Below are 18,893 nucleotides of genomic sequence, written 5' to 3'. Positions count from 1 at the left end.
CCGCCGACATACTGATCACCGTGAAGACCGAACGCGAGACCGAGACCGGCGCCCCGTACGACGACACCGTCCTGCTCCACGTCGAGGGGCGGACCGGCGTGGTCACCCTCAACCGCCCACGGGCCCTCAACGCCCTCACCCACCCGATGGTGCTGCGGGTCGCCGGAGCCCTCGACGCCTGGGCGGACGACCCGGCCGTGGGCCAGGTCCTGATCCGCGGGGCCGGTGGGCGCGGGCTGTGCGCGGGAGGTGACATCCGGGCCATCCACGACGACGCCAGGGCCGGCGGCACCGCCTCGGCCGGCTTCTGGCGCGACGAGTACCGGCTCAACGCCCGCATCGCCCGCTACCCCAAGCCGTACGTCGCGCTCATGGACGGCATCGTCATGGGCGGCGGTGTCGGCGTCTCCGCCCACGGCAGCGTCCGCGTCGTCACCGAGGGCTCCCGCGTCGCCATGCCGGAGACGGGCATCGGCTTCGTCCCGGACGTGGGCGGGACCTGGCTCCTCGCCCGCGCCCCCGGCCTGCTCGGCACCCACCTCGCCCTCACCGGCAGCGCCGTCGGCGCCGCGGACGCCCTGCTCTGCGGGCTCGCCGACCACTTCGTGCCCGCCGGCCTCCTCCCGGAGCTGACCGCCGCGCTCGCCGCCGCCCCCGCCGGCGAGGTACTGCCGCGGTACGCCGCCACGCCCGCCCCCGGGGTCCTCGACGGTGCGCGGCCCTGGATCGACCACTGCTACGCGGCCGGCACGGTCGAGGAGATCGTCGAGCGGCTGCTCGGCCACGGCGATCCGGCGGCGAAGGAGGCCGCCGAGACGATCCTCGCCAAGTCCCCGACCGCGCTCAAGGCCACCCTCGCCGCCGTCCGCCGGGCCGGGGCCCTGGACACCCTGGAGCAGGCGCTGGCCCAGGAGTTCCGCGTCTCCTGCAACGCCCTGACCGCGCCCGACCTCGTGGAGGGCATCCGGGCCCAGGTCGTCGACAAGGACCGCACCCCGCGCTGGTCCCCGCCGACCCTGGCCGACGTCACGGAAGCGGATGTGGAACGGTTCTTCGCCCCGCTCGGCGAGGACCGCGAACTGCGCCTGCCCCAGTAGGTGTCGGGCGGCAGCGTCAGGCGTCCGCGCCCACGTAGGCGCGCAGGTGACGGGCGGTCAGCGTGTCCGCCCCGGCCACCAGGGCCGCCGGGGTGCCCTCGAAGACGACCCGGCCGCCCGCGTGCCCGCCGCCGGGGCCGATGTCGATCAGCCAGTCGGCGTGCGCCATCACCGCCTGGTGGTGTTCGATGACGATCACGGAGTTGCCGTCGTCGACGAGCCGGTCCAGCAGGGCCAGCAGCTTGTCCACGTCGGCCATGTGCAGCCCGGTCGTCGGTTCGTCGAGGATGTACGTCGAGGACTTCTCGGCCATGCTGATCGCGAGCTTCAGCCGCTGGCGCTCGCCGCCCGACAGGGTGTTCAGCGGCTGGCCGAGCCGTACGTAGGAGAGGCCGACGTCGACCAGCCGCCCCAGGACGGCCCGGGCCTGGCCGGTGGTGAAGAACTCGTGCGCCTCCGCCACCGACATGTTCAGCACCTCGCTGATGTTCTTGCCGCGCAGCCGGTACGTCAGCACTTCGGGGGTGAACCGCTTGCCCTCGCACTCCTCGCACACCGTGGCCACCCCGGCCATCATCGCCAGGTCCGTGTAGACGAGGCCGAGGCCGTTGCACTTCGAGCAGGCGCCCTCCGAATTGGCGCTGAACAGGGCGGCCTTGACGCCGTTGGCCTTGGCGAAGGCCGTCCGGATCGGCCCCAGCAGCCCGGTGTAGGTGGCCGGGTTGGACCGGCGTGAACCACGGATCGGCGACTGGTCGGCGACCACGACCCCCTCCCGCCCGGCCAGGTAGCCGTGGATCAGCGAGCTCTTACCGGACCCGGCGACCCCGGTCACCACCGTGAGCACGCCGAGCGGCACGTCCACGCAGACGTCCTTCAGGTTGTGCAGGTCGGCGTCCTTCACCGACAGGTGGCCGCGCGGGGTGCGCACCGACTCCCGCAGCCGCGCCCGGTGGCCGAGGTGGCGCCCGGTGAGGGTCTCGGAGGTGCGCAGCCCGGCCACGTCCCCGCTGTAGCAGAGCTGCCCGCCCGCCGTGCCCGCCCCGGGACCGAGGTCGACGACGTGGTCGGCGATGGCGATGACCTCCGGCTTGTGCTCCACGACCAGCACGGTGTTGCCCTTGTCGCGCAGCCGGAGCAGCAGGTCGTTCATGCGTTGGATGTCGTGCGGGTGCAGGCCCGTGGTGGGCTCGTCGAAGACGTACGTGACGTCCGTGAGGGACGAGCCCAGGTGCCGCACCATCTTCACGCGCTGCGCCTCTCCGCCCGACAGCGTGCCCGAAGGGCGGTCGAGGGTGAGGTAGCCCAGGCCGATCTCGACGAGGGAGTCCAGCAGGCCCCGGAGGTTGGCCAGCATCGGGGCCACGCCGGGGTTGTCGATCCGGCGTACGAAGCCGGCCAGTTCGCTGATCTGCATCGACGCGCACTCGGCGATGTTCACCCCGTGGATGCGCGAGGACAGGGCCGCCGCCGACAGGCGGGTGCCGCCGCAGTCCGGACAGGCGGTGAAGATCACCGCGCGGTCCACGAAGGCCCGGATGTGGGGCTGCATGGACTCGCGGTCCTTGGCCAGGTGGAGCCGGGTGACCTTCGTGATCAGGCCCTCGTAGGTGAAGCCGTTGGACCCCGACTTCACCTTCACCGGACCCTTGTGGAGGAAGTCGGCCCACTCCTGCTCGGTGAAGTCCTTGAGCCTGGTGTCGGGTGAGTAGAAGCCGGAGTTCGCCATGTTCTGCCAGTACCAGGAGTCCACGGCGAAGCCGGGCACCGTGATCGCGCCCTCGTTGAGCGAGAGTTCGCGGTCGACCAGCTGGTCCACGTCGATGTCGGAGACCTCGCCGACGCCCTCGCAGCGCGGGCACATCCCCTCGGGGTTGTTGAAGCTGAACGCGCTGGAGGTGCCGATGTGGGGCGTGCCGACGCGCGAGTAGACGATCCGCAGCATGGTGTAGGCGTCGGTGGCGGTGCCCACGGTGGAGCGGGAACCCGCGCCCATCCGCTCCTGGTCGACCACGATGGCGGCGCTCAGGTTGTGCAGCCCGTCCACGTCCGGCCGGCCCAGGCTCGGCATGAACGACTGGACGAAGGCGGTGTACGTCTCGTTGATCATGCGCTGCGACTCGGCGGCGATGGTGCCGAAGACGAGGGAGGACTTCCCCGAGCCGGAGACACCGGTGAAGACCGTCAGCCGGCGCTTGGGTATGTCCAGCGAGATGTCGGCGAGGTTGTTCTCGCGGGCTCCCCGGACCTGGATGACCTGGTGGTTGTCTGCGGCGATGTGCACGGAACTCCTCGGGTGCGGGGCTTCGGCCTGCTCTCTGCGCCAGTTACTCTATACGCTGTACTCTGTACGATGTAGCGAAATCACGCAGGCTCGGAGGCCGCGGCATGGGGAAGGACCGGAGCGGGGCAGGAGACCCCGTCCGTACGCTGGCACTGCTGTGGCGCGAGCCGGGGCAGCCGCCTCGGCCGGGCCGGCGCGGCCCGCGGCAGGGCCTCAGCGTGGACGCCGTGGTCCGGGCCGCGACCGCGCTCGCCGACGAGGAGGGGCTGGCCGCGCTGACCATGCGCGCGCTGGCGCAGCGGCTCGGGGTGACGCCCATGACCGTCTACACGTACGTCCCCGGCAAGGCCGAGCTGCTCGACCTGATGCTCGACGACGCGTACCTCCGCATGGAACGCCGCCCGGCCGACCCGCAGGAGCCCTGGCGGGTCCGTGTCGCCCGGGTCGCCGAGGACAACCGGGACCTGATGGTCCGCCACCCCTGGATCGCGGACCTGGCCGTCACCCGCCCGCCGCTGGGGCCCGGGGTGATCGGGAAGTACGAGTACGAGCTGGCGGCCTTCGAGGGCATCGGGCTCAGCGACACCGAGATGGACGCCGCCCTGACCCACCTGCTGGGCTTCGTCCACGCCAACGCCCTGGCCGCGGCCGACGACGCCGACCACAACAGCCGGCAGAGCCAGGAGGACTGGTGGGCCGTCAGCGCCCCGTTCCTGGACCGCGTCCTGGACCCCGGCCGCTACCCCCTCGCCGGCCGCGTCGGCAGCGCGGTCGGCGGCTACCACCCCGAGACGATCTGGGCCTTCGGCCTCCGGTGCGTCCTCGACGGACTGGCCCGCCGCATCGCCCCGCGGGGCACGCCGTGACCGCCGACCGACCCCGCCCGGCACGGCCTCCCTACCGGTAGCCGGTGGTGTCCGCCGGGAGGCCCGGGTCCTGGACCTCCACCAGGTAGCGCCAGGCGTCGGGACGGCTCCCGTCCAGGTCCGTGAATCCGTAGACCTGCGCCAGCCCGCCGCTGGAGAGGGACTGCCCGTTCCAGCGGGAGACCTCCGGATCGGCGGCGAGGGCCGCGACCGCCCGGCCCACGTAGGCCGGGGTCTCGGAGATCGCGAAGTGCGGGACCCGCGGCAGCGCGTCCCGCCAGGTCTCCTCCGTCACGCCGAAGGCGTCGAGCATCATCTCCGAACGCAGCCAGCCCGGCGTCAGCGCCACCGCCGTCGCCCCGCGCGGACCCAGCTCGTGGCCGAGCGCGAAGGCCATCCGCAGCACGGCGGACTTGGCGATGTCGTAGAAGAAGGAGACCCGGTAGCGGGTCGCGTTGTAGTCGGCCGTGCCGTCCGTCATCTCCACCACCAGACCGCCCGGCGCGCGCAGCAGCAGCGGCACCGCGAAATGGCTCGTGACGGCGTGCGTCTCCACCGCCAGCCGCAGCAGGCGCAGCCCCTTGTCCAGATCGTGCTCCCAGACGGTGCTGTCCCACTCGAAGAGCAGCTCCCCGCCCCAGACGTCGTTCACCAGGACGTCGAGCCGGCCCTGCTCCGCGTCGATCCGCCCGACCAGCGCCGCCACCTCCGCCGGCACCAGGTGGTCGGCGACCACCGGGACGCCCCGGCCGCCCGCCGCGGTGACCAGTTCGGCGGTCTCCTCGATCGTCTCGGGCCGGTCGTACTCCGAACGCCGGCCGCGCGTACTGCGCCCCGACACGTACACGGTCGCGCCCTGCGCCCCCAACTGGACCGCGATGCCGCGGCCCGCCCCCCGTGTCGCCCCAGCGACCAGAGCCACCTTGCCTTCGAGCGTCATGGGCCGACCCTACGACCGCCGGTCCGTCCGGACGGCACCGGACACGGCGACCACCGCCGGCGACAGCAGCAGGCCGCCCGCCGCCCCGCCCGGCCCGCACACCGTCCAGGCCGCCCCGAACAGCAGGGAAGCACCGAACCGGGCCGGCGCCTGTGCCGTCCGCAGTCCCGGAGACCGACCTCCCGCACCGGCGTGGGCGGCTCCATCGGCAGCGGTGTCGGGGCCCGGCCGGCCCGCCCGCACCGCCGCCGACCCTGGTCCCCGCCGCCCCCCTCAGCCCAGGTCGAGGGGGCGTTCCGGGGCCAGGTGCGCGGCGATGGCCGCGAGGACGTTCGAGCTGGCGTTCTGCACGGTGCTGCCGCGGCCCTGGGTCGCCACCGTCGCGATGGCGAGCTTCCTGGACGGCAGGCAGGCGACCGTGCCCGCATAGCCCGCGAAGGACGGGTTCTGCACGATCCAGGTGTTCTCCACGGGCAGCCCCAGGGCGAACCAGGCGTTCCCCTTGACCCTGACGACGGGCGCGAGCTGCGCCGCATGCGACTCGGGCGTCAGCAGCTTCCCCTCGCCGATCGCCGCGAAGGACTTCGCCATGTCCTCCAGCGTGCCGGTCATCACCGCGCCCTCGGCCACCGTCCACGACGGATCCCAGTAGGTGGAGTCCTCGAACACGCCCCGCTCGTTGTCGAAGGCGTGCAGCACCGGGGCGGGGATCTCGGCACCGGACGAGATGTCGGTCCGGGTGAGGCCCATCGGTTCGAGGACGTTTTCGCGCATCACCTCCCCCAGGGGCCGCTGTTCCACCCGGGAGATGATGTCGCCCAGCAGCACCCAGTTGGCGTGCGAGTAGGCGAAGCCCGAACCGGGCGGCCGGGCCATCGGCCGGGCCATCGCGATCCGCACGAGCTCCTCCCCGGTCCAGCGCCGGAAGGGGTTCTTGTACAGCTCGGCGATGAAGCCCTTGTCCGTGACGTAGTCCGCGTAGCCGGAGGACGCGGACGCCAGCATCCGCAGGGTGATGTCGCCCGCGTGCGGGAGGTCCGGACGCCAACGGGAGAGCTTGTCGTCGAGCGTGACCCTGCCCTCGTCGACCAGCTTGAGCAGTTCGGTCGTCATGTAGGGGATGGCGACCGAGCCGATGCGGAACCGCATGTCCGCCGTCGCGGGGTAGCCCGTCATCGTCTCCCCGGCCGCCGCCGTCGACACCCGCTCCCCGTCGACCCACACGCCGGCCATGGCCGCCGTCAGCTTGTACGTGCCCAGGGCGTCCGCGACCTGCCGGGCGACGAACTCCTCGGAGTCGCCCGGCAGGCAGGTGCCGCCGCGGGAGACCTGGCCCGCCGGGCACTGCCGGGCGGTGCTCCCGGCGACGCCGGCGGCGGCGCCGCCCGCCAGGGAGGCGGCCAGCATCAGGCCGCCCAGCCAGGTGAGGGCGAAGGTCCTGGAGTGTCGCACGCCGTGCCTCCCCGCGGGTCGAAGGCGAAGGTCCCCCGCCTCGCACGGGCAGGCCCCGTCCCGGCAGGCTAACCATGCGGCGGGAGCCCCCGCACGCGGGCGCCGTCGGCCGGGTGACCCGGACACCGGCACCCGTCCGTCGCGATCAGCCCAGTGCCCGGACCTGCACCCGCACCCGGTGCAGGCCGGTCGCACCGTCCGGCACGGTCCCCGAACGGACCTCCGTCTGCACGGCACCCGTCCCGTCCGTCGCACGGACCTCCAGCATGTGCGGCCCGGCCGACGCCTCCCACGGCCACACCCACTGCCGCCACGTGTCCACGCCGTCCGCGGCCCCGAGCCGCGCCTGCTGCCAGGGGCCGCCGTCCACCCGCACCTCGACCCGCCGGATCCCCCGGTGCTGCGCCCACGCCACACCCGCAACCGCCACCCTGCCGGGCCGCAGGGCCGCGTACGGCCGCGGGGTGTCGATCCTCGACTGCGTCTTGACGGGTGCCTGCCGCGCCCAGCCGCGGCGCACCCAGTAGGCGTCGTACGCGGCGAAGGTCGTCAGCCGCAGCTCGGTCAGCCACTTGCAGGCGGAGACGTATCCGTACAGGCCCGGTACGACCATCCGGACGGGAAAGCCGTGCGCGAAGGGCAGCGGTTCGCCGTTCATGCCCACGGCCAGCAGCGCCGCCCGGCCGTCCATCACCGTCTCGACGGGCGTGCCCAGCGTCATGCCGTCGATGGAGCGCGCCACGAGCTGGTCAGCCGGTCCGCCCCGGGACGGGGGTCGCACCCCGGCTTCGCGGAGCAGGTCCGCCAGCGGTACGCCGAGCCAGCGGGCGTTGCCCGCGTACGGGCCCCCGACCTCGTTCGACACGCAGCACAGGGTGATGTCGTGCTGGACCAGCGGCCGGGCGAGCAGCTCGCCCAGGCCGAGGGAGAGGGGGCGCGCAACCCCCTCACCGTGGATGCGCAGCCGCCAGCTGCCGGCGTCCGTACGGGGCACGACCAGGGCGGTGTCCACCCGGTAGAAGTCCCGCGCGGAGGTGAGGAAGGACGGGAGCCCCGGGACCCGCAGATCCGCACCGGCCGGCACCGGCGGGGCGGGCACCGCGGGCGGGGGCAGGACCAGCCCGGCCCTGGAAGCGGTCGCTCCGGCCGAGCCGTGCGCGCCCAGGCGCCGTCCGGCGAGCCCGGCCGCGGACGACACCGCCAGCACGCCGAGAACCAGCCGGCCGAAGCCGCGCCGGTTCAGCGCCCAGGCACCGCCGGCCGGCGCCCGGGCCGGCCGGGGCCGCCGGGCCGCGGCGGCCAGCAGCGCCAGCGCTCCGGCCGCAGCCAGTCCGCCGGCCAGCGAGGGCAGCGCGTCCTGCCACGACCCCTGCGGCCGGCCGAGCGCGGCCGCGGCCCCCAGCAGTCCGAAACCCCCCGCGACCGCGATCCCGGCGGGCGGGCGGCGTACGGCGAGCAGCCCGGCCCCGGCGGCGACCGCAGCGAGGACGGCGAGGATCCCGACCGTCAGCACCGCCTTGTCGGCGGTGCCGAACACGGCGATCGCCCACTCCCGGACGGGCTGCGGCGTCAGGTCGACGGCCACGGCGCCGACGGCCGTCACGGGTGAGGCCTCGGGCCGGACCACCGCCGCGACCGGCTCCGCCACGGCGAGGCCGGCGAACGCGGCGACGATTCCGCAGGCGGCGCCCAGCGCTCGCGGCGGCCTGGCGGAACCGCCCGGGTCTGCCCTCACACCGCCAGTGTGCCTCCGGCCCAGCGGCGGTGCGGCCCCGCCACGGGGGAGCCGCAGCGGTCAGTGCACCGGCGCCGGTGGCACCCACCGTCCCGTGCGCGGCTGCTTGACCCCGTAGTCTCCCTTCAGTTCCGCCGGGATGGCGTGGTGCATCACCCGGCCCCGGGTCAGGGAGGCCAGCTCGAAGCCGGAGAGCAGCGAGCCCGCCTTGTCGAGCGCCCACTCCGCGTACGGGCTGCTGTCCTCGATGGTCTCCAGCAGACCGAGGAACACCGGAACCGCCCTGGCCGCCGCGTCCCAGGCGGTGCGGGGGATCTCCAGCCAGTCGCCGATGGTGTCGCCGACGAGGAACCGGACGGTCGCGGGGACCATCGGGTCGAAGAGGGTGCCGGGGACCACGTCCTCGTACATCCGCATCAGCTGGGCATTGAGGCGGACCCCTTCGGGCGACGGGCCGAGGTTGCGCAGGAGGTAGAGGTCGCAGTAGGCGCGGGCCTCGGTGAGGGTCTGCGGCACCGCCGACATGTCGCAGCCGAGCATGGCGCCCACGACCCGCCAGGCGTAGAAGTAGGCTTCCGCGCCCTCTTCGCTCATGTGGATGCCGAGCCGGTGCATCGCGTCGAGAACCAGCAGCGAGAAGCAGATCTGGCCTCCGATCATGTCCTCCTGGCAGATGGGCACCCCGTCCTTCTCGACGTCCCAGTGGCCGCCGTGCCGCAGGTGGTGGCGGACAGCGGCGTGCAGCAGCCGCACCTTCTGCGCGGCCGGGATGAACTTGCTGCCCTCCGCGAAGGAGTTGGTCTGCATGAGGTACGTGACGAACTGGCCGGTGTTGGCCATCCGGCGGGACGGGTACGCCATGGAGTGCGTCGAGGCGAGCAGCCGCGAGAGCCGGGGGACGGCGTAGGTCACGGGCATCGCCGCGAAGGACAGTCCGGTGTTGATGTGGGCGGCGTTGTCCATGAAGAACAGCCGGGCCTGCTCCATGACGTCCCAGTCCACCCAGCCGGGAGGCATCGCGGTCGCCTCGAAGTAGGCGCGCGCGGACTGCGGAAGCTGCTCCGGGAGCTTGTCGCCGGTCGTGGTGAAGAACCGCATCAGGGTGTTGAGGTCGCCGACCTCCTTGCGGCGGAACATCTCGGCGACGGTCTCGTCGGCGAGGGGATCGCCCTGTGTGCTCAGGGCGTCGAGCGCGGCGTGGTCGTAGCGGGCGCGCGCCGTGGCGGTCCGGGTGGCGTTGGCGTTCACGTCGGTCGTCCTTGTCGTGTCTTCGGGTGTACGGGAGCGGCCGGCCGGGCCGGCGATGCCGCCGCTGCGGCGGCGGGTGGGGCGGGAGCGGCGCAGACGCGGTCGCGGCTTACAGGGAGCGGTCGGCGGCGGTCGCCGCCAGACCGACCAGCGCGGTCCGGGCCTCCACGGGCATCGGGGCGAGGTCGAGCGCGGCGCCGGCCCGGCCGATGCGTTCGCGGATCATGTCCTCGACCTGCTGTCTCGCCCCGCACCGCTCCATCAGCTCGCGGACCGACGCGGCTTCCTCCTCGCCCAGTTCCGGGTTCCCGACCAGCTTCGCGAGCAGCCGGCGGTCGTCGGTGCCCGCCGCCGCCACGGTCAGCGCGAGCAGCGCCGTGGGCTTCGCGTCCCGCAGGTCGTCCAGGTTCGACTTGCCGGTCCGCGCGGGGTCGCCGAAGGTGCCCAGCAGGTCGTCGCGCAGCTGGAAGGCCTCGCCGAGCGGGAGGCCGTAGCCGGAGAAGGCGTCCAGCAGGGCGGGGGAGCCGCCGCCGAGGGTGGCGCCCAGGTGCAGCGGCCGCTCCACCGTGTACTTGGCCGTCTTGAACCGGGCGACCTCCAAGGACTCCGCCACCAGCGGTTCCCGGTCCGCCTTCGCCCCGGTCCGCAGGACCTCCAGGAACTCGCCCGCCATCGTCTCGCGCAGCAGGGTGGACCAGAGCGGGACCGTCCGGGCCAGGTAGGCCCCCGGCAGCCCGCAGGAGGTGAAGACGTGGCCGGCGTACCCCATCAGGAGGTCGCCGAGGATCATGGCCAGGGCGGTGGAGCGCTGACCGTTCGCGGCGAAGGCGGCGTGCGCGGTGGGCTGCCCGTGCCGCATCCGGCTGCCGTCGATGATGTCGTCGTGGGTGCACGCCGCCGCGTGGACCAGCTCCATCGCGGCGGCGGCCCGGATCACCCCCTCGCAGTCCGGTTGGCCCGCCGCCCGCCACCCCCAGTACAGGAACGCCGCCCGGATCCGCTTGCCGCGGGCCAGGGACCGGCGTAACTGCGCCGAGAGGGGGGTCAGTTCGGTGTGCAGCCCGAGCAGGGCGCGTTCTTCCTCGTCGGCCAGCCGGACCAGCACCTCGTCGATACGTTCTTTGAAGCCGGTGTGGTCATGCACAGGGGCGGCCCTCGGGAGTGCGCTGTTGCGCGGCACGCCGCGCCATGGTCTCGAGGTAGTTCTCCCCGCCCATGCCCGCCCGCCGGGTGGCCAGTTCGCCGCGCTTGCGCAGCTCCACCACTCCGTCCGTGAGCAGTTCGCGCAGGTCGGCGCGGCGCAGCGCGTCCTGGGCACGGTCGGCGGTGTGCCGCAGCTGGTCCAGGGCCAGGTCGGCCACTCCGGCGGCGAGCAGCGTGAGCAGTTCCAGGGACGCGGCTGCGGAGCCGGCGGCCGCGGGCCGCTCCTGCTGCGGCTCCTGTCGGCGCTCGTAAGCGGTCTGGTCGTGTTCGTTCTGGGACATCTTCGGTCCGCTCCCCGGGTGGCATCGGAAGGGGCGGCCGCCGGATCCCTCCGGTGGCCGCCCCTGGTCGGTCCGCGCCAGTCAACCGAGCGGGGGCCCGGCGCGACGAACCGCGGCCGGGGATCTCCCTCGCACGAGCGACGACTTTCCTTCGGGCGGGTGATCGTCACCGCATCGGACGATCACCGCCGACGGCCGTGGTGTAGGTCAGCCGGCGGCCGCCGGCGGGAGCGCCGCCGCCACCGCGGCAGCCAGCCGGTGCGGGTCCCCGCTCGGCCGGTCCGGATGCCGGGTGGTCCGCCGCGCCCACTCCTCCTCGAAGGCGTGCCAGTCGATCTCCCGCGGCGCGGTCCTGCCGACCAGCGCCTCGTCGAGGGTGGCGAAGTAGGCCGTCCACCGGCGGGCGTACAACTCCGCCACCAGGCCGTTCCATTCCCGGTTGGCATAGTCGTGCAGGAAGCCGCCCTCGCTGGTGCTGCGCCGGCCCCACACGCTCAGCAGCGAGCGGGCGTCGTACTCGTACCGGTCCTGCTCGGCCCGGTCGGCGCCGCGGGAGCGGGCCCGGGACAGCCACGTCCCGAGCAGCAGGTTCGGGTCGGATCCGGTCACCCGGTCCAACAGCCGCATGTCCTCCTGCCATTCGCCGGTCAGGGCGCGGAAGCGGCCCAGGTCCTGTGCCTCGTAGGCCGCCCTGATCCTCGGCAGCAGGACCCGGGAGTGGTTGGCGAGGGCCTGCCGGGCGGTGTCCACCAGGTCGAAGCGGTAGGCGCTGGAGCCGCGCAGCGCCGGATCCACCCGCAGGAGGTGGTCCAGCGCCCTGCGGACGGATGCGGCCTGGTACCGCATGGACCGGGGACTCCAGTGCGCCGCGCCCGCCGCGGTCAGGCTCGGCCGGGCGCTGAACAGGCTGTCCTGGGACTCCGACCACAGGCCCGAGGAGGTGCTGTACGGGCCCTTGCGCAACTCCTCCCAGGCGGCGGCGGCCTCGGCGTCGGGGCGGCCGTAGCGGCGGGCCGCGAAGCCGGCGAACCAGGCGCGCTGGTCGATCGGGCCGGGGTCCCAGGCGAGGTCGGTGAAGAGGTCGAAGGCCGCCGGGTTGGTGCCGGTGGCCTCCGGCAGGTAGGCGATCCCCGCCAGGGCGCTGTTGCCCTTGGCCCGCCAGGGGCCGAAGCGTTCGAGCCACACCGAGGTGTTCGCACCGATCGTCGTGTGCCCGCCGAAGTTGTAGATCGTGCCCATCGCGTACGGTACGCCACCCCAACGGGTCTCGCGGTCCAGGCGGTTGTACCGGTCGGACAGCCCGTCCAGGATCAGCAGCTTGGAGGTGTCCACCCCGGCCAGCAGCTCCGCCGTCGGGTCGTCCTGCCAGCCCAGCACGGCCCACAGGGCGCCCGGACGGGCGGCGTGCAGCGCGCCCTGGATGGCGCCCGCCGCCGCGCCCACGTCGACGGAGCCGGTCAGGCCGCCTTCGTGCAGCGGGCTCATCCGGTACATCGTGCTGTCGCCGAAGACCGCGCGCTGCTCGGCGTAGTAGGCGGCGGCGAGCTTCGCGAAGACCGGCGAGGAGGGGTCCAGCCAGTCCGGGCGGTCGAATCCCGCCCAGTCGCCCTGCGCGACCGTGGCGGCCCCCGCGTTGCGGGCGGCGAAGCCGGGCGGGACGGTGCCGAAGTAGCCGGGCAGCACCGGGGTCATGCCCAGTCCGCGCAGCTGCTCGGCGATGCGGCCGCCGAGTGCGGCGCGTTCGCGCACCAGGCGCTCGGAGACGGGGCCGCCGAAGCCGCTGAGGTTCTGCAGCAGCCACCAGCTCTGGTGGGCGGGACCGGGGATCCAGCGGCGCAGCTCCTCGGCGGAGTACCCGAACCGCTGGAGGGCCCGGTAGTACGGGTACTCGGCGCCGACCTGGACGAACACCTCGTTGATGCCGTGCAGGGCGAGCAGGTCGATCTGCCGCTGGTGTTCCTCGAAGGTGCGGTACGGGCCCGCGTACCCGTCGTCGGTGTCGTTGAGGGCGTACCGGTGCGGGACCAGCGCGCTGCGGGTGACCGGTTGCGGTACGGCCGGCAGCCGGGCGGGCAGCATGCCGATGCTGTCGCCCGGCCAGCCGATGTCGGCGCCGGCGACGTGCTGGAGGTACCAGCCGACCCCGGTGAGCAGCGTGGCACCGGTGCTGCCGCGCACGGTGACGGCGCCGGCGGTCCCGGACACCGTGAAGGTGTCCGCGCCGGCGGCAGGGTCGGCCACCAGGGTGAACTGCCCGGCGTGCCGGGGGAGCAGCCGCTGCAGGGCGGCCCGCGCGGGCGCGGTGTCGAAGGCCCCTGCCCGGGGGGCGCCGGCGGGCGTGTGCGCCTGCTCCAGGGGCCGTACGTCGGCAGGCGCGGGCGGCGGTCCCGCGCCCGGGCCGGTGGCCCCGGGCGCGGGTGCCGCGCAGATCACCGCCAGCAGGGCCGCGGGCAGCGCGGCGAGGGCGGCCGGGCGGGTGGCGCGCAGGCGGCGCCCGCTTCGTGGCATCGGGTTCCTCGTCCGTTCGCTCGGGGCCTCAGACCGGCAGGGACCAGGCCTGGTCGACCCGGTGGTCGCCGCAGGGGCTCAGCCGCAGCCGTTCGGCCGGGGCGTCGGGAGTGGCGGCCCGGGCGGGAGCGGTCAGGCACAGGCCGCCGGTCTCCTCCACCAGGGTGCCGTCCCGGCGGTGGGACCAGGTCTGGCCGGGCTGTCCGCCGTGTCGGGGCCCGCAGTCGGCCAGCTCCACGAGGCCGTTCTCCCCTGCGGACAGGCATTCGCCGGCCAGCCGCAGCCGCGCGTCGTCGCCGAGGAACCACCGCTGGTCGGGAGCTCCGGTGCAGGCCGCCATCACGACGGCGCCGACGCCGCTGGTGTTGGCCCCGTCGGCGCAGCGGGCGCCGTCCCCGACGATCTGCCCGGTGGGTACGGCCTCGCCGCAGCCGCGCGGGCTGAGCCGCCACACGGCGGTGTCGTGGCCGGCGAGCTTCCCGGTCAGGGCGTCGGAGACCTCGGTGCGCGCACCGCTCCACAGGTCCTGGGCGTCGGCCGTGCAGTTGTTCAGGCCGATCTCGTCGAGCGGGACGCGGATGTCGCGGGTGTGCGCGGAGCGGTTGAGCACGGCGACCGCGCGGTCGCCGTTCGCTAGCGGACGCACCAGGATCTCGAAGGTGGCGTTCGAAGAGACCACGGCCCCCTGACGACCCATCGGGTCCTGGTCCAGGGCGATCATCCGGGTGTTGCCGAGGGCGGCCAGCCCCTCCGGGGTCAGTTTCGAGACCTCGGAGGACAGGATGAAGGGGGCCGCCATCATCGACCACAGGGCGACCTGGCTGCGGCTCTCGGCGGCCGTCAGGCCGGGGGCGCCCGCGATCAGGAAGTCGGGGTCGTTCCAGTTGCCGGGGCCCGCGTAGCGGCCCAGCCAGCGGTTGTAGCCGTAGTTGCCCAGGACCGAACTCCACCGGGAGGCGGCGGGCGAGGCCGGGTTGTGGACCTTGATGTCCTTGCCCTCGCGCCACAGCTGGCCGGTCTCGCCGACCCAGCCGAGCACCCGGTGCCAGTCGGGGCCGCCCCACTCGCCCTGCTGGAAGTAGGCGGGCGCGGAGGCCGACAGCACCATGTCGCGGCCGCTCTCGCGCAGCGCCTTCGCGACGGCGTTGTAGGCATCCCGGTAGGCCTGCTCCTTGGTGCGGCCCTCCGGGACCCACAGGTTGCAGCCGTCCATCTTGACGTAGTCGACCTTCCAGGACGCGAACTGCCGTGCGTCCCGGGCGTAGTGGTCGGCTCCGCCGCCCTGGGGGGCGCCGCTGCCGGGGTACTTCTCGCAGGTCAGGGAGCCGGCGTCCTGGTAGATGCCGAACTTCAGGCCTTTGGCGTGCAGGTACTCGCCGAGCCAGGCCATGCCGTGCGGGAACTTGGCGGTGTCGACCACCAGGTTGCCGCGGGCGTCACGGCTCCGGGTCATCCAGCAGTCGTCGACGGTCACCGTGTCGTAGCCCTTGGCGGCGAGCCCGGTCGACACGAGGGCGTCGGCGTTGGCGACCACCGTGGCCTCGTCGATGTCGCACATGTAGTGCGCCCAGTTGTTCCAGCCCATGGGAGGGGTGAGCGCGAGCGGGGTGTCCGAGGTCGCCCGGGGCTCGGCCGCCACCGGGGCGGGGGCGAGCGCGAGGGCGAACAGGGCGGCCGCGGTCAGACACGGGAGCGTTGCGCGCAGGCGAGGCGGCACTGGGTCTCCTTGACGGGTGGGCAGTCGTGCGGGGACCAGTGCAGCGGGGTGACTACGCAGTGTCAACGCAAGTCGCTGGTTGTCGTGTGATGACCAGCAATATGGCTGCACCGCATGTCACACAAAAGAGAAGATACATCGTATGATACGGTGTATCTCATGCCGAGGAGATCCGAAGCCCTGGACCGTGCGACCCCCGCGGCCATCGCCGTGACCGCCCTGCGGATCCTCGACGAGGAGGGGCCGCAGGCCCTCAGTTTCCGCACCCTCGCCGACCGGTTGGACGTCTCCCACGCCACCGTCCAGCGCCGCTGCACGGACCTCGCCGGACTGCTCGACCTGTGCACGGAGCACCTGGCCGCACAGCTTCCCGAGATCCCGGCCGGCACGGACTGGGCCGACGCCACCGAACAGCGCTTCCGCGCCCTGTACCGCCTGCTCACCGCCCACCCCGGACTGCTCGTGCTGCGCGGCGGCCGGCCCTGGCTCGGCCGGCAGCTGCTGGCCCGGCTCGTCGAGCCCGCCCTCGCCGACAGCGTCGCCGCGGGCATGACCGTCCCCGAGGCGATCACCGCATACCGCCGCATGTACCTGCTCACCCTGGGCAGCGCGGCCTTCGTGGACCACCGGGATCCGGCCGCCGCCACCTCCGCCTCGCGCGCCGCGCTCGCCGCGCTCGATCCCGAGGAGTTCCCCGTCCTCGCCGGCGCACTGCATGAGGTGCTGCCGGCCCTGACGGACCACGAGGTGTACCACGGCGCCCTGCGCCAGCTGATCGAGGCCGCCCGGCCCGCCACCTGATGGGGAGACCGAAACCATGGAACGTCCGCAGCACCCGCAGCACCCGCTGCACCTTCAGCGGCTCGACTACGCGGCCGTGCGTGCCGCCGCCGCGCGGATCGCCGGCGGGGTACGGCCCGTCACGGTGGCACCCGCGGGCGACGGCGTCTGGTACGCCCTGGAGTTCCTCCAGCACACCGGCACCTTCAAGGCGCGCGGCGCCCGCAACTTCCTCGCCGCCCACCACGAGGCCGGCGCCCTCCCGGCAGCGGGCGTCACCATCGCCTCCGGCGGCAACGCCGGGCTGGCCTGCGCGTGGGCGGCCCGCGCCCTGGACGTGCCCGCGACGGTCTTCCTGCCCGCCAACGCCCCGCGCGTGAAGGTGGACCGGCTGCGCGGCTACGGGGCGGACGTCCGCCTCGTCGGCGACCGCTACGCCGAAGCACAGGCCGCCTGCGCGCAGTTCGCCGCGGCGAGCGGCGCGCTCAGCAGCCACGCGTACGACCACCCGCTCATCGCCGCCGGCGCGGGCACCCTGCTCGACGAGATCCGCGCCGCCCTGCCCCGCCTGGACACCGTGGTCGTCGCGGTCGGGGGCGGCGGCCTGTTCGCGGGCGTCGCCACGGCCGCCCGCGAACACGGCGTACGGGTGGTCGCGGCCGAGCCCGAGAACTGCCGGGCCCTGAACGCGGCCCTGGAGGCGGGCCGGGTCGTCGACGTCCCGGTGGAGTCGGTGGCGGCCGACTCCCTGGGAGCCACCCGGGTCTCGGCCGACGCGCTGGCTGCCGCCCAGGAGAAGAACGTGACGTCGGTCCTCGTACCGGACGCGGCGATCACGGCCGCGCGACGCGCCGTCTGGGAGGAGCACCGGATCGTCGTCGAGGCGGGCGCGGCCACCGCCCTGGCAGCGCTGCGCGGCGCACCGGAGCTGCCGGGGGAGCGGGTCGCCGTCATCCTCTGCGGGGCCAACACCGACCCCCGCGACCTGACGGAACCGCCGGCCTGAGCCGACCGGCCTTCGCCCGGACCGGCCTCGAACGACGATCGTCGGGGCGGTCGGCGACTTTCGAGGACAGTCCCCTTTCCCCGGCCCTTGCGAGGGTGTGAGCGTCCCGGCGATCAGCGCCGGACGCGAAGCGACTTGGAGGAACGGGCGTGGCTCAGCGCAAGGGTTGTCTGATCGGCTGCGGCGTGGCGCTGGTGCTGGGCATCGGCGTCCTCGCCGCGGTGGTCTTCGGCATGGGGAAGGTCCTCGACATGGCCGAGAAGACCGTGGTCGACCCCGCGGTCTACGAGGGCGTGCGGACCGGCGACGCGGAGAGCGACGTCCGCGCGAAGCTCCCGTCGGGCGAGAGCTTCGTCAAGAGCGCGCTCAAGGAGGGCGGGCCCGTCGAGCCCGAAGGCAGCACCTGCGCCTGGTACATCTCCGGCGCGGACACCGAGCTGGGGGCGGAGACGGTGTTCCGTTTCTGCTTCAAGGACGGCCGGCTCGTGGAGAAGACCACGTACCCGATGAAGTGACCCGCAGCCGGACCGGCCCCGGACCTCCGGCCCGGCCGGCCGTGGGGGTCAGCCGCCCGCGGCGGGCGCCGGGACTCCGGCGGCGTTGCGGATGTCACGCGGTGCCCGCCCGTCCCAGCGCCGCACCGCCCGGCGCAGCGCGCGCAGGTCGCTGTAGCCGACCCGGGCCGCGATGAGCTGGAGCGGCAGGTCGGTGGTGCGCAGCAGTTCCATCGTCCGTTCCTGGCGCACCGATTCGACCTCCTCGCGCCAGGTCGTGCCGAGCTCCCGCAGGCGCCGCTGAAGCGTCCGCGGACTCATCGCGAGCCGCCCCGCCACGTACTCCAGGCTCACCTGGTCCTCCCTGAAGGCGCCGGCGAGGACCATCCGGAAGCTGTCCTGCCAGAGCATCACCGGCTGGGCGGCCGCCAGAGTCATCCGGGCCTGCTGCGCCAAGAGGCGGTCCAGGCCCGGCTGCGCCTTGGGCAGTGGCGCCCGTACGTCGTCGTCGCGGAAGGTGATCGAGTTGTACGGTGCCTCGAAGTCGATGCGGGTGGTGCCGAACAGCTCCGCCAGCCGGCGGTACTGGCGGGGCGCGCCGTGCGTGACGCTGACGCGCAACGGGACGAGGGGCCGGCCGGTGGCGGCGCGTGCCCGGGTCAGGAACATGGCCAGTGCGAACCAGTCGATGGCCGCCACCACATCCGGTCCCCAGCGGCCGGTCGCATGCCGGACGGTGAAGGTGTGTCCGTCCTCCTCGACCAGGAGCCTCTCGTTGGCGGGGTCGGCGACGACGGCGTTGTACTCCACCACCTGCTTCAGCGACTCGCGGAGGGTGGGCCCGCTGGTGACCAGGTAGTCCCACAGCCCGAAGGCGCCGATGGGCGCCTCGGCGGCGAGCAGCGCGCCCACCGCGGTCCCCGCCTCGGTGACCGTCAGCTCCTCCCATACGGCGAGTGCCGACGGGGTGGACACCCGGGCCAGGTCGTTGGCCAGCACTTCGGGGCCGAGGTCGTGGAACCGGGCGAACCGGTCCACGCCCGCGCCCGACCGGCGCAGGGCGTCGACGATGAAACGGGCGAGGTGCACGGAGACGGTGCCGTGGGCGTGGTGAGACTGCATAGGTCGGCCGACGCTACCAGCCGGCCGGACGAACGCCCGCACAGGGTGCGCCGACCGGGGCCCGGACGTACCGCGGGCGCCGGGTGAACACCGGGTCCCGCGACCGAGGTCGGAGCGGTGGCGCGGACGGTCCCCTCGCTGGCGCGTGCGGGTCCTTATG

15 protein-coding genes are annotated in these 18,893 nt (G+C 73.9%); 5 read left to right on the top strand and 10 right to left on the bottom strand.

The features are described from left to right. Positions 1-20: 20 nt before the first annotated feature. The gene (locus IF89_RS0107800; protein ID WP_051806879.1) at positions 21-1,097 is read left to right on the top strand and encodes an enoyl-CoA hydratase/isomerase family protein; all 1,077 of its coding nucleotides are present in this window, start codon (positions 21-23) and stop codon (positions 1,095-1,097) included. 16 nt (positions 1,098-1,113) lie between these two features. On the opposite strand, the gene IF89_RS0107795 is transcribed toward IF89_RS0107800, so the two are convergent. Further along, positions 1,114-3,381 (bottom strand): ATP-binding cassette domain-containing protein, encoded by a 2,268-nt coding sequence (locus IF89_RS0107795; RefSeq protein WP_030763164.1) that lies wholly within the window; start codon positions 3,379-3,381, stop codon positions 1,114-1,116. Between the two features lie 104 nt (positions 3,382-3,485). On the opposite strand from IF89_RS0107795, the gene IF89_RS0107790 reads away from it, so the two are divergent. Beyond that, complete coding sequence (locus IF89_RS0107790; RefSeq protein ID WP_030763161.1) at positions 3,486-4,247, top strand: TetR/AcrR family transcriptional regulator; 762 nt, start codon at positions 3,486-3,488, stop codon at positions 4,245-4,247. A gap of 31 nt (positions 4,248-4,278) precedes the next feature. Here the strand turns inward: IF89_RS0107790 and IF89_RS0107785 are convergent, their stop codons facing one another. The 8 genes from IF89_RS0107785 to IF89_RS37805 form a co-directional block, all read right to left on the bottom strand. Next, on the bottom strand, positions 4,279-5,187 hold the full coding sequence (locus IF89_RS0107785) for an SDR family oxidoreductase (protein ID WP_030763158.1): 909 nt from the start codon (positions 5,185-5,187) through the stop codon (positions 4,279-4,281). 273 nt (positions 5,188-5,460) lie between these two features. Then, on the bottom strand, positions 5,461-6,639 hold the full coding sequence (locus tag IF89_RS37810; RefSeq protein WP_051806878.1) for a serine hydrolase domain-containing protein: 1,179 nt from the start codon (positions 6,637-6,639) through the stop codon (positions 5,461-5,463). Between the two features lie 145 nt (positions 6,640-6,784). Continuing rightward, positions 6,785-8,374 carry a molybdopterin-dependent oxidoreductase gene (locus tag IF89_RS0107770; RefSeq protein WP_051806877.1) on the bottom strand — a complete coding sequence of 530 codons (1,590 nt, stop codon included), beginning with the start codon at positions 8,372-8,374 and terminating at the stop codon, positions 6,785-6,787. A 60-nt stretch (positions 8,375-8,434) separates the two neighbouring features. Continuing rightward, positions 8,435-9,622, bottom strand: a complete 1,188-nt coding sequence (locus tag IF89_RS0107765; RefSeq protein ID WP_051806876.1) for an oxygenase MpaB family protein — start codon at positions 9,620-9,622, stop codon at positions 8,435-8,437. Between the two features lie 109 nt (positions 9,623-9,731). Beyond that, positions 9,732-10,766 carry a polyprenyl synthetase family protein gene (locus tag IF89_RS0107760; protein ID WP_030763144.1) on the bottom strand — a complete coding sequence of 345 codons (1,035 nt, stop codon included), beginning with the start codon at positions 10,764-10,766 and terminating at the stop codon, positions 9,732-9,734. Next, positions 10,759-11,106: a hypothetical protein gene (locus IF89_RS0107755; protein WP_199820477.1), complete on the bottom strand. Its 348-nt coding sequence runs from the start codon at positions 11,104-11,106 to the stop codon at positions 10,759-10,761. Before IF89_RS0107755 ends, IF89_RS0107760 begins: the two co-directional genes overlap by 8 nt. Positions 11,107-11,313: 207 nt before the next feature. After that, positions 11,314-13,614: an alpha-N-acetylglucosaminidase gene (locus tag IF89_RS0107750; protein ID WP_078628158.1), complete on the bottom strand. Its 2,301-nt coding sequence runs from the start codon at positions 13,612-13,614 to the stop codon at positions 11,314-11,316. Positions 13,615-13,642: 28 nt separating this feature from the next. After that, entirely contained in the window at positions 13,643-15,331 is a 1,689-nt protein-coding gene (locus tag IF89_RS37805; RefSeq protein ID WP_234327693.1) for an alpha-galactosidase, read from the bottom strand. 159 nt (positions 15,332-15,490) lie between these two features. Between IF89_RS37805 and IF89_RS0107740 the strand changes: the two genes are divergently transcribed. The 3 genes from IF89_RS0107740 (at position 15,491) to IF89_RS0107730 (ending at position 17,632) form a co-directional block, all read left to right on the top strand. Continuing rightward, positions 15,491-16,132, top strand: coding sequence for a TetR/AcrR family transcriptional regulator (locus tag IF89_RS0107740; protein ID WP_030763132.1), 642 nt, complete (start codon positions 15,491-15,493; stop codon positions 16,130-16,132). A 16-nt stretch (positions 16,133-16,148) separates the two neighbouring features. After that, the gene (locus IF89_RS0107735) at positions 16,149-17,117 is read left to right on the top strand and encodes a serine/threonine dehydratase (RefSeq protein WP_051806875.1); all 969 of its coding nucleotides are present in this window, start codon (positions 16,149-16,151) and stop codon (positions 17,115-17,117) included. A gap of 149 nt (positions 17,118-17,266) precedes the next feature. Continuing rightward, the gene (locus IF89_RS0107730) at positions 17,267-17,632 is read left to right on the top strand and encodes a hypothetical protein (protein WP_030763124.1); all 366 of its coding nucleotides are present in this window, start codon (positions 17,267-17,269) and stop codon (positions 17,630-17,632) included. A 48-nt stretch (positions 17,633-17,680) separates the two neighbouring features. On the opposite strand, the gene IF89_RS0107725 is transcribed toward IF89_RS0107730, so the two are convergent. Next, positions 17,681-18,733 carry an AraC family transcriptional regulator ligand-binding domain-containing protein gene (locus tag IF89_RS0107725; protein WP_051806874.1) on the bottom strand — a complete coding sequence of 351 codons (1,053 nt, stop codon included), beginning with the start codon at positions 18,731-18,733 and terminating at the stop codon, positions 17,681-17,683. Positions 18,734-18,893 lie beyond the last annotated feature (160 nt).

The organism is Streptomyces sp. NRRL F-2664, from assembly GCF_000719345.1.
Classification (GTDB): domain Bacteria; phylum Actinomycetota; class Actinomycetes; order Streptomycetales; family Streptomycetaceae; genus Streptomyces.
The sequence above is the reverse complement of the archived record's forward strand: the minus strand, read 5'-3'. Positions and strand labels throughout refer to the sequence as shown.

Excerpts from the sequence above, each read along its gene's own strand:
- IF89_RS0107790 (WP_030763161.1), top strand. The coding sequence starts at position 3,486 with ATGGGGAAGGACCGGAGCGGGGCAGGAGACCCCGTCCGTACGCTGGCA.
- IF89_RS0107750 (WP_078628158.1), bottom strand. The coding sequence starts at position 13,614 with ATGCCACGAAGCGGGCGCCGCCTGCGCGCCACCCGCCCGGCCGCCCTC.
- IF89_RS0107735 (WP_051806875.1), top strand. The coding sequence starts at position 16,149 with ATGGAACGTCCGCAGCACCCGCAGCACCCGCTGCACCTTCAGCGGCTC.
- IF89_RS0107740 (WP_030763132.1), top strand. The coding sequence starts at position 15,491 with ATGCCGAGGAGATCCGAAGCCCTGGACCGTGCGACCCCCGCGGCCATC.
- IF89_RS0107725 (WP_051806874.1), bottom strand. The coding sequence starts at position 18,733 with ATGCAGTCTCACCACGCCCACGGCACCGTCTCCGTGCACCTCGCCCGT.
- IF89_RS0107785 (WP_030763158.1), bottom strand. The coding sequence starts at position 5,187 with ATGACGCTCGAAGGCAAGGTGGCTCTGGTCGCTGGGGCGACACGGGGG.
- IF89_RS0107755 (WP_199820477.1), bottom strand. The coding sequence starts at position 11,106 with ATGTCCCAGAACGAACACGACCAGACCGCTTACGAGCGCCGACAGGAG.